This window comes from Paraburkholderia sp. TE9906 (genome assembly GCF_056279605.1).
In genome coordinates this window covers 191,909-201,434 of record NZ_JBWCCT010000012.1, presented here as the reverse complement: position 1 = coordinate 201,434, position 9,526 = coordinate 191,909, and the positions used below count along the sequence as shown (strand labels likewise).

General features: G+C 65.4%; 8 protein-coding genes and 1 riboswitch. Of the genes, 5 read left to right on the top strand and 3 right to left on the bottom strand.

Annotated elements, in window-relative coordinates; all coding sequences use genetic code 11:
* Window positions 1–585: 585 nt before the first annotated feature.
* Entirely contained in the window at window positions 586–1,326 is a 741-nt protein-coding gene (locus tag ACZ9H4_RS28110) for a CbtA family protein (protein WP_476121945.1), read from the bottom strand.
* A gap of 11 nt (window positions 1,327–1,337) precedes the next feature.
* Window positions 1,338–1,559, bottom strand: coding sequence for a CbtB domain-containing protein (locus ACZ9H4_RS28105; RefSeq protein WP_121320359.1), 222 nt, complete (start codon window positions 1,557–1,559; stop codon window positions 1,338–1,340).
* Window positions 1,560–1,611: 52 nt separating this feature from the next.
* A riboswitch (adenosylcobalamin (AdoCbl) riboswitch) is annotated at window positions 1,612–1,698 on the bottom strand.
* A gap of 102 nt (window positions 1,699–1,800) precedes the next feature.
* Between ACZ9H4_RS28105 and ACZ9H4_RS28100 the strand changes: the two genes are divergently transcribed.
* Complete coding sequence (locus ACZ9H4_RS28100) at window positions 1,801–2,427, top strand: histidine phosphatase family protein (protein WP_476121943.1); 627 nt, start codon at window positions 1,801–1,803, stop codon at window positions 2,425–2,427.
* Window positions 2,428–2,469: 42 nt separating this feature from the next.
* On the opposite strand, the gene ACZ9H4_RS28095 is transcribed toward ACZ9H4_RS28100, so the two are convergent.
* On the bottom strand, window positions 2,470–2,910 hold the full coding sequence (locus ACZ9H4_RS28095) for a hypothetical protein (RefSeq protein WP_476121941.1): 441 nt from the start codon (window positions 2,908–2,910) through the stop codon (window positions 2,470–2,472).
* Window positions 2,911–3,219: 309 nt separating this feature from the next.
* Between ACZ9H4_RS28095 and ACZ9H4_RS28090 the strand changes: the two genes are divergently transcribed.
* From ACZ9H4_RS28090 to ACZ9H4_RS28075, 4 genes are all read left to right on the top strand, one after another.
* On the top strand, window positions 3,220–4,737 hold the full coding sequence (locus ACZ9H4_RS28090; RefSeq protein WP_476121939.1) for an ATPase domain-containing protein: 1,518 nt from the start codon (window positions 3,220–3,222) through the stop codon (window positions 4,735–4,737).
* 4 nt (window positions 4,738–4,741) lie between these two features.
* Complete coding sequence (locus ACZ9H4_RS28085) at window positions 4,742–6,400, top strand: ATP-binding protein (RefSeq protein ID WP_408146959.1); 1,659 nt, start codon at window positions 4,742–4,744, stop codon at window positions 6,398–6,400.
* 309 nt (window positions 6,401–6,709) lie between these two features.
* The gene (locus tag ACZ9H4_RS28080) at window positions 6,710–7,378 is read left to right on the top strand and encodes a MarR family winged helix-turn-helix transcriptional regulator (protein ID WP_476121937.1); all 669 of its coding nucleotides are present in this window, start codon (window positions 6,710–6,712) and stop codon (window positions 7,376–7,378) included.
* 6 nt (window positions 7,379–7,384) lie between these two features.
* Window positions 7,385–9,487: an FUSC family protein gene (locus ACZ9H4_RS28075; protein ID WP_476121935.1), complete on the top strand. Its 2,103-nt coding sequence runs from the start codon at window positions 7,385–7,387 to the stop codon at window positions 9,485–9,487.
* Window positions 9,488–9,526 lie beyond the last annotated feature (39 nt).

Genomic DNA, 9,526 nt, shown 5'->3' with positions numbered 1-9,526 from the left:
CTTGATACTTTCGCTTTTACAGCAGACTCCAAAGAATCCACCGTCGCGTCTCGCATCAAGCGCCCACACTTATCGGCTGTTAATTTTTAAAGATCATTCGCTTAGAAGCTCTGCTTTCTTCGCGTCCGTCATCTAACGGGAGGCGAATTATGCGATGCGGCCCGCACCCCGTCAACCCCTCCGATGCAATTATTTTCGAAAAGTTGAGAAGCGCAGAAAAGAGGCGCCGTGAGGGGGCGACGAATTAGTTAGTCATCCGATCCAATCTGGCGCGTCGAGCAAACCCAGCGATCGACTAATAGAGCATACGGATACCAGATGGAGAGGGAACCGACGTTTTCCTGTCGCACGGTTGGATATTCCTCCTACCAGACAGAGAGTCGCGAAGAGTCTGATGAACTTGCTTTGCGGCCACTCATCTATATCGATGAGCAGAGCCGCCCCGCGAAAACTTGTCCACAGAAAAAGTGCGCAAGCCTGTGGATAACCTTCCCGCAACCGCGCCAAGTCATTGATGTAAAACCTTTCTCGCGCGTTGCGCGCCGGGCGCGGCCATCTTCGTGGTCACGCCCGCCTCGTCCAACGTCAAGCCGACTTTGTCACCGCGCGCCCATTCACGCGCATGAAAGCACCACGCTCGACCAGCGCGCCGAACAGCAGTCCGATCGTCGTCCACATGATCACCTGCATGCCAATCGCCGCGACGCGGAACTTCCACAGCAGTATTGCAGGGAAAGCCGCCGGCACTTCGTTGACGGCCGGCATCGACAGTTGCACCGCCGCGATGATCGCAACGAACACCAGTCCCGCGACAATCGAGCCGTTCCATGCGCCGAGCTTCATCACCGCGCGCCGCCGGACCTTCAGTGAGAACATCATCGCCGTCAGCGAGATCGCAATCATCAGGAAGAACAGCCCCGTGCGCATGCCGATCGTGTCGGGGTCGCCGACCGACGGCGGATTCGCCGGGTACTTGATGTTCGGCACGATCACCAATGCAATGAACGCGCCAAGCGCGAGCCATGCGGACAAGGCGCGCGCGCTCAATGCGCCCACTCGCCCATACGCATAGGCGAACACCAGCGAGAACAGGCCGCCGAACGCCGCCCCATAAGTCACCACGCCCGTCAGCAGGCCCAGGCCCGCTTGCGTGTCGCGGTTCACGAGTTCGGGTTCGGGCGCATCGCCATGCGCGGCCTCGACCTTTTCTTCGAACGAAATAGCCTGATCGACCTGCGGCTCGCCGACCATTCTGGCGAAGCCGAACGTGAGCAATCCTGCGGCGATGCCTGCGAGCATCCCGCGTACCAACAATTTACCAACCATGTCCGACTCCGTTAGTGGCAGGGAAAGCCAAGCAGATGACGGCCGTCGTGCACGAATTCATGCACGTACATACCGGGCACCAGCGACGTGGCGCCCTGTTCCGCACCAACGAAGTAAAGCGCGAGCAACAACAGCAAACCGCCGAACACGACCCACGGCAGCAACTCGCGCAGCGGAATTGGCGTAGGTTGGGCGACGGGTTGGGAAGCAGAGTCGAAAACAGCTTCGGTCATGAGGACATCTCCTGGGGGTAGCGCGCCCCGAAAGTCGATTGCAGAGGGATGGTGCGAAGCTCAGGTCTGGCTTTCGGCTAGTGGTGCCGATTACAGTGGCGCGACCGCGCCGGGCTCTCACCGGCTTCCGTGCTTCGCAGCCCCGTTATTCTACGCGCTAAACTTCGGCCTTCGTGAACGTCGGAGGCCACGCGATGCGGGCCGGCGTTGCGTGTCGGCGCGGTATCGGGAAACGAACGGAATGAACATGCGACTGTTACTGCTGAGCCACGCATCGACCGCCGCGCAGCGCGCAGGCCGCTTTCCCGCCGACGATCCGCCGGACACGCGCGGCCTCGCCGAAGTCAAAGCCAATGCGGCACGCCTGCGTGCCGCACTTCCCGGCGACGCGGCGACCTTCGTCAGCCCGGCCCTATGCGCACGCGATACGGCGTCGGCGCTGGGCCTCGCCGCGACCGTCGACGCCGCGCTGGCGGATATCAACTACGGCGACTGGCAGGGACGGCGCCTCGCCGATCTCGCCATCGAAGCGCCGCAGGAGCTGGCCGCATGGACGCGTGACCCCGACGCCGCGCCACCCGGCGGCGAATCGTTCAGTCAGCTAGTCACGCGCATGGGGCAATGGCTCGACGCGCTCGGCACGCCGGACGATGCCGGCGGCGCAACAACAACCGGCAAAACGAGCGCCGCATCGACCCACGCACACACGGTCGTCGCCGTGACACACGCTCCGCTGCTGCGCGCTGCGATCGTGCATGCGACGGGGGCATCGCCCACGGTGTTTCCGCGCATCGAGATCACGCCGCTGTCGATGGTCGAATTGCGGTATTCACAGCGTGGCTGGACATGGCGGCCCGCCTCCCTCTAGTCGCATCCGGTCGTAACCGCCAGCCGCCCGAGCGCTACTTCCTCACTTCCCCGACACCACCAGGCGTAAACCGTTCGCCCCCGCCGGCGTCAGCGCGATATCGGTCCGCCTGCCCTTCGCACCCAGATAAAAGTGCTGGCGTCCCGGCGAATTCTGATCATGCGTCGCGTCCGGCAAACACGAAGCGATATCCGCCGCCACGGCTTGCAGGGCGTCCAGCTTCGAGCCGGCATCGCCATGCGGCGTCCACGTGCATTGGAAACTGCGATGACTCGCGGAACATTGCGCGTCGTCGCCATAGGGTTGCGCGACGCCTTTGCCGTCTTCCGGCGTCAACGACGCAAGACCGTCGGGCGCGGCCGCTACGATCCGCTTGAGCGCGGCACACGGGCTGGGCGTATCGTCGGCATAGGCGCCGCCCGGCAATAACACACCGAACGATGCGGCGGCACATACAGCGGCAAGTAATCGGAAATTGTTCATATCGGCAGCGGGACTGTTGAAAAGAGGACTGGCGTACGGCACTGACGCATTCCCAACCTGGTTCAACGCGTGGAGCACGCTCCGTGCCCATGGGCGACTCACGCGTCATGAGCGCCACATGCCGTCCTTTGCTCGCACGACATCGCGCACTGGATCAAACCAGCCGAGTCCGCCGAACCGCCCGCCACCACCCCGCGTATTCCCCCTCCCGCGCAGCAACCCACTCCCGCGCCAATGGCACACAACTTGCGTACCCGCCGTACCGGCCCAGAAAACTGCGCCACCCAACCCGACGCACATCGCTACGCCATGTCAAACAAAATTGCCGCCGACACCCCGACCCGCCTTTCCAGCGGCATCGAAGGAATCGACAACATTCTCGGAGGAGGTCTCACACCCAACCGGATGTACCTCGTGGAAGGCGCACCGGGCACAGGTAAAACCACCCTGGCCTTGCAATTCCTACTCAAGGGCGCCGAGGAAGGCCAGACCGGCCTTTACATCACGCTCTCCGAAACCCGCGCCGAGCTGGTCTCCGTGGGCGAAAGCCACGGCTGGGACGTCAGCCGCTTCGCGATCCTCGAGTTGCTCTCCGACGAAGGCCTCGACCCACAATACGAGCAGACCGTGCTGCATCCCGCGGAAGTCGAGCTGGGTGAAACCGTGGGCAACGTGATCCAGCAGGTCGAAGAACTCAAACCCGCGCGCATCGTGCTCGACAGTCTCTCGGAACTGCGTCTGCTTTCGCAGAACCCGCTGCGCTACCGCCGCCAGATTCTCGCGCTCAAACGCTATTTCGCGACCCGTGAATGCACGGTGCTGCTGCTCGACGACAATTCGTCGGATCCCGGCGACGTGCAACTGCACAGCATCGCGCACGGCGTGATCACGCTCGACAACCTCGCGCACGATTACGGCGGCAACCGGCGCCGCGCGCGCATCGCGAAGATGCGCGGCATCAAGTTCCGCGAGGGCTATCACGACTTCACGCTCGACACGGGCGGCATCCACGTCTATCCGCGCCTCGTCGCGGCCGAGCATCACGCCGAGTTCGACTCCGAGCCGGTCAGCACCGGCACGGCCGGTCTCGATGCGCTGCTCGGCGGCGGACTGATTCCCGGCACCAATGCGCTCATGATCGGCCCGTCGGGAGTCGGCAAGACCACCACCGTGGTGTCGTGCCTGATCGCGGCGCTCGAGCGCGGCGAGCGCTGCATCTATTACGTGTTCGACGAAACGCTCACCACGCTGACGATCCGCTGCGCCACGCTCGGCATGCAGCTCGCGCCGCACGTCGAGAGCGGTCTGCTGACGTTGCGCCAGATCGATCCGGCGGAAATCTCGCCGGGCGAATTCGCGAGCGACGTGCGCGACGCGGTCGAAAAAAGGGGCGCGCGCTATGTCGCGATCGACAGCCTGAACGCGTATCTCCAGGCGATGCCCGGCGAGCGCTACCTGCTGCTGCAAATGCACGAACTGCTCGGCTACCTGAACCAGCAAGGCGTCATCACGATGCTGGTGCTGGGGCAGCACGGCATCATCGGCGAAGTGCAGAACGATGTCGACATCAGCTATCTCAGCGACGTCGTCGTGCTGTTCCGCTACTTCGAACACCACGGCGAAGTGCTGACGGCCGTGACCGCCGTGAAGAGCCGCGCGAACGCGCACGAGCGCTCGATCCGCCAGTTCCGCCTCGGCAGCGATGGCGTGGAGGTGGGCGAAGCGCTGCGCGACTTCGAGGGCGTGCTGTCCGGCTTGCCGTCCTATCGCGGCGGCACCGCCCTGCTCGGCGCGCCGGATCGCGTCATCGACACGTCGAGGCGGTAAGGTCATGGAGCACCGCGTCCTCATCCTGGCGCCGTTCGGCCGCGACGCCGAGGTGATCGCCGAAGTCCTGCACAAAGACGAACGCGTGTGCGTGAGGTGCCGCGACGCCGACGCGCTCACCAGCGCGCTCGACACCGGCGCGGGCGCCGCGCTGATCGCCGAGGAAGCGCTTGCAGGCAGCCATGCGTCGCGCCTGTTCGCATGGCTCGAAAGACAGCCGGCGTGGTCGGACTTCCCGTTCATCCTGCTCGCCGCGTCGCGCGTCGGGCATCGCTCCGCGCGCGGGCTGGAAGTGCTCGAACGGCTCGGCAACGTGGTCGTGCTCGAACGTCCGCTGAATTCGGAAACGCTGCGGCGGGCAGTGGCCTCGTCGCTGCGGGCGCGCGCGCGGCAGTATGAATCGCGCCGCCATCTGGCCGAACGGATCGAAGCGCAAGCGGCGCTGGTGCAGCTGAACGATTCGCTGGAAAGCCGCATCGCCGAACGCACGCATGAGCTCGCGTCCGCCAACGACCGGCTGATGATGGAGATTCACGAGCGCGCCAAAGTGCAGGCAGTGCTGGTGCAATCGCAGAAGATGGAAGCGCTCGGGCAGTTGACCGGCGGCATCGCGCATGACTTCAACAACCTGCTGAACGTGATCATGGTCAACGCGGAGCTGATCGCCCGGGTCAGCGCCGACGAGCGCATTCGCGGCATGGCCGCCACCGTCAAACGCGCGACCGAACGCGGCGCGAAACTGACGGGCCAGTTGCTGACCTTCTCGCGCAACAGCAATCTCGATCTGAAAGCGGTCGACGTGGTCGCGTTGCTGCATGGCATGCGCGACATCATCACGGTGTCGCTGGGTTCGAGCATCCGCTACACCAACGAGTTCGACAACGGCGAGATGTGGACCCAGGCCGATGCCAATCAGCTCGAACTGGCGATCCTCAATCTCGCGATCAACGCGCGCGACGCGATGCCGGCCGGCGGCCAGCTCAAGATCCGCGTGCGCGAGCGCGCGGCACCCGACCCGACGCTCGACGACGGCCGTTACGTGGTGGTCGAAGTCGTCGATACCGGCTCGGGCGTGCCGCCCGACGTCGTATCGCGCGTGTTCGATCCGTTCTTCACCACCAAGCCGATCGGCAAGGGCACGGGGCTCGGCCTGAGTCAGGTCTATGGCATCGCGCGGCAGGCGGGCGGCACCGCGCGGCTCTTCAGCGACGAAGGCGCAGGCACCACGGTGGAGATCTGGCTGCCGCTGCGCGAACGCGAAGCCACGCGGACCGAAGCGGCGTCCGATGCCGAAGCGAACGCCGTCGGCGAGAAGCGCGTGCTGGTGGTCGAAGACGACGGCGAGGTGCGCGCCATGCTGGTCGAGTCGCTGAGAATGCTCGGCTATACGGTGACCGAAGCCGCGGACGGCCAGGCCGGCCTGAACCGCCTGCAGGACGACAAGCCCGACCTGCTGATGGTCGACTTCGCGATGCCGGGCATGAACGGCATCGACGTGATCGCCGCCGCGCGCGCGATGCGCGAGGACTTGCCGGTGATTCTCGCGACCGGTTATGCCGACGTGGATATTTCCGGTCTGGCGGTGAAGCGCTGCACGATTCTGCGCAAACCGTTTCAGCTCGACGATCTCGCGCGGACCGTGCGGCTCGGGCTCGCGGCTTGAGCGTGACGCGGTGTCGCTTGCCGCGAGCGGCGCGCTGACGAATTCCCGGGTCGCATGCCCTTGCGACTGACGCTGCCGGCATGCGTTCATGTCCGCGCATGCACAGCCCCTACCGCCTTCCCATGGCGCACGATCGATCGTGCGGACGCCATGACCGTCTGACTGAACAACTCGCAAAGCTAATAACAACGGCACGCGTCCGTCATATTCAGTAAGCATTGTCACACTGCTCCCGCAGACTCCACCCGCGCGAAAAATTTCCAATTCAATAGCTTGCTAACGAATGTTCTGGAAAATACAATACCGCGCATGCCGAATCTCGATACCCTGCGCCGCACCGTCAGCAGCACCCTGGTTGTCGCTGCCAGAAAGTGGCGGCGCACGAGCCACGGCGTGCTGGCGGCCTTCAATGTCTCCGAGGCGTGCGCCACGCCGCTCCTGACCGCCAGCCGGATCGGCGCGGCGGTGCGCCAGGTCACGCTCGCCGATCACGTCGGCATCGAGGGGCCGTCGCTCGTGCGGCTGCTCGATCAACTGTGCGCAGCGGGCCTGATGCGCCGGGAAGAAGACCCCGAAGACCGCCGCGCGAAAACCGTGGCGCTCACCGACGAAGGCCGCGCCGTCACCGCGAAAATGGAAGAAGAACTGGTCACGTTGCGGGCGCAGGCGCTCAAAGGCATATCGCGCAGCGATCTCGAAGCGGCCTTGCGCGTGCTCGATGCCTTCACGAGCGACGCCGCCGAACGCGCCGAACCGGGCGGCAGCGAGCGCACCCAGTCTGGCCAACCGATGCAGCAGGCGCGACGCATACAAGGTGCGCGACCCTCGCCGCGAGCGCAACGCCCACAACAAACCCAGCAGGCACCGGCCAAGCACACGCCCACTGCCAGCAAGACCCGCAAAGCCGCCAAGGCGCCCAAGTCCAACAAAGGCGAAGCAGACGCAGCGGCGCCGCATCGCACCGGCGATCCGGCATAACGGCTCATGGTCTATCCCACCCTGCGTGACTGGCTGTTCTCGGTCAAGACCTTTGCCGCGGCCATGCTTGCGCTCTACATCGGCCTCGCGTTCGAACTGCCACGGCCTTACTGGGCAATGGCCACGGTCTACATCGTGTCGAATCCGTTCGTCGGCGCGACGCGCTCGAAAGCGCTGTATCGCGCGCTCGGCACCGCGCTCGGCGCCGCGGCCGCCGTGCTGCTGGTGCCGCCCTTCGTCGAATCGCCGTATCTGTTCAGCGTGATCGTCGCGCTGTGGACCGGCACGCTGCTCTACCTCGCCGTGTCCGACCGCACCGCGCGCAGCTACGTGTTCATGCTGGCCGCCTATACGATGCCGATCATCGCGCTGCCCTCGGTGACGAACCCGGCCGGCGTGTTCGACCTCGCGATCAGCCGTACCGAGGAGATCACGCTCGGTATCGTCTGCGCGAGCATCGTCGGCAGCTCGCTGTTTCCGAGCCGCCTCGCGCCGACCATCATCGAGCGCACCGACGCGTGGTTTCGCGATGCCGCGTTCTATGCGACCGAAACGCTGTCGGGACGCATCGCCGGCTCGGCGATCTCGGGCGCGCGCCAGCGGCTCGCCAGCACCATCAACGGTCTGGAATTGCTGCTGAGCCAACTCGCTTACGACCACACGCGGCCGGACGTGCTGGCGCGCACGCACGAACTGCGCGGACGCATGCAACTGCTGCTGCCGATCATGTCGTCGCTCGCCGATCCGCTGATCGCGCTCTACAACAGCGGCCGCCATAGCTGGCCCGAAGGGCTCGAAGCGCTGCTCGCCGATGTGATCAAGTGGTTCAACGAACCGCTGCCCGCCGTGAGCGAGGGCTATCACCCCGACACCACCGCCGATTCGCTGCGCGAGCGCATCGCGGCCATGCGCCCGCCCGCCGCCGCGCTCGCGAGCTGGGACGGCGCGCTGTTGTCGAACGCGCTGTGGCGCATGAAGCAGGTGATCGACGTGTGGCAGGACTGCCGTTCGCTGCGCATCATCATCACGCGCGAAGAAGGCTCGTGGCGGCCGCACTTCCGCCACTGGCGTCTGGGCGGCACCCAGCGCTTCTACGACCGCGGCATCATGCTGTTCGCCACCGTGTCGGCGGGACTCGCCGTGGTGCTCGCGTGCAGCCTGTGGATCAGCTCGGGCTGGAACGACGGCGCCAGCGCAGTGACGCTCGCGGCGGTGGCCTGCTGCTTCTTCGCGGCTCTCGACGAACCCGCGCCGATGGTGTTCCGCTTCTTCCTCGCGACCGCGATCAGCGTGGGGGCCGCGGGCATCTACCTGTTCGCAGTGCTGCCGCACGTGCACGACTTCCCGATGCTGGTGCTTCTGTTCGCGGCGCCGTTCATCCTGGTCGGCACGCTGATTCCGCGCCCGCAGTTCAATATGGTCACAGTGCTGGTTGCCGTGAACACGGCCACCTTCATCAGCATTCAGGACGCGTACGACGCGAACTTCCTCACGTTCATGAACGCCAATCTCGCGGGCCTTGCCGGCCTGCTGTACGCGTACCTGTGGACCCGCGTGACGCGCCCGTTCGGCGCCGAACTCGCCGCGTCGCGGCTCTTGCGTTCGAGCTGGGCCGACGTCGCGCTCACGGCCTCGACGCTGCCGATCGAAGACCCGCGCAATCTCGCCGCGCGCATGCTCGACCGCCTGATGCAACTGATCCCGCGTCTGGCCGCCACCGACGATCACCGCCATCCGTCGATCGAGAGCTTCCGCGATCTGCGCATCGGCTTCAACGCGCTCGATCTGCGCCGCCTGACCCACAAACTCGGCGGCGAAGCGCCGGCCGCGATCGCCCGCGTCCTCGATGGAGTGCGTACTTACTACGAGAGCTGCGTCGACCACCGCAAGCGCGAGCCGGTGCCCGAGAGTCTGATGCGCTCGATCGATGCCGCGGTCGCGCGCGTGACTTCACAGGGGCTCGCCAACGCGGCGGCGCCCACCGCCACGTCGCCCACCTCGGCCCGTCAGTTACGCGACGCGCTGCACGCGCTGATCGGCTTGCGTCTTTCGCTGTTTCCGGCGACGCTGACGTCACCGACGCCGCCCGACCCGGAGACCGCAGCCTGATGCGCCTGTCCTGCAACCCGTTCCACCTTCCTGACTCCC

Coding starts and splice junctions, on each gene's coding strand:
- ACZ9H4_RS28100 (WP_476121943.1), top strand. CDS start 1,801: ATGAACATGCGACTGTTACTGCTGAGCCACGCATCGACCGCCGCGCAG.
- ACZ9H4_RS28095 (WP_476121941.1), bottom strand. CDS start 2,910: ATGAACAATTTCCGATTACTTGCCGCTGTATGTGCCGCCGCATCGTTC.
- ACZ9H4_RS28075 (WP_476121935.1), top strand. CDS start 7,385: ATGGTCTATCCCACCCTGCGTGACTGGCTGTTCTCGGTCAAGACCTTT.
- ACZ9H4_RS28110 (WP_476121945.1), bottom strand. CDS start 1,326: ATGGTTGGTAAATTGTTGGTACGCGGGATGCTCGCAGGCATCGCCGCA.
- ACZ9H4_RS28080 (WP_476121937.1), top strand. CDS start 6,710: ATGCCGAATCTCGATACCCTGCGCCGCACCGTCAGCAGCACCCTGGTT.
- ACZ9H4_RS28085 (WP_408146959.1), top strand. CDS start 4,742: ATGGAGCACCGCGTCCTCATCCTGGCGCCGTTCGGCCGCGACGCCGAG.
- ACZ9H4_RS28105 (WP_121320359.1), bottom strand. CDS start 1,559: ATGACCGAAGCTGTTTTCGACTCTGCTTCCCAACCCGTCGCCCAACCT.
- ACZ9H4_RS28090 (WP_476121939.1), top strand. CDS start 3,220: ATGTCAAACAAAATTGCCGCCGACACCCCGACCCGCCTTTCCAGCGGC.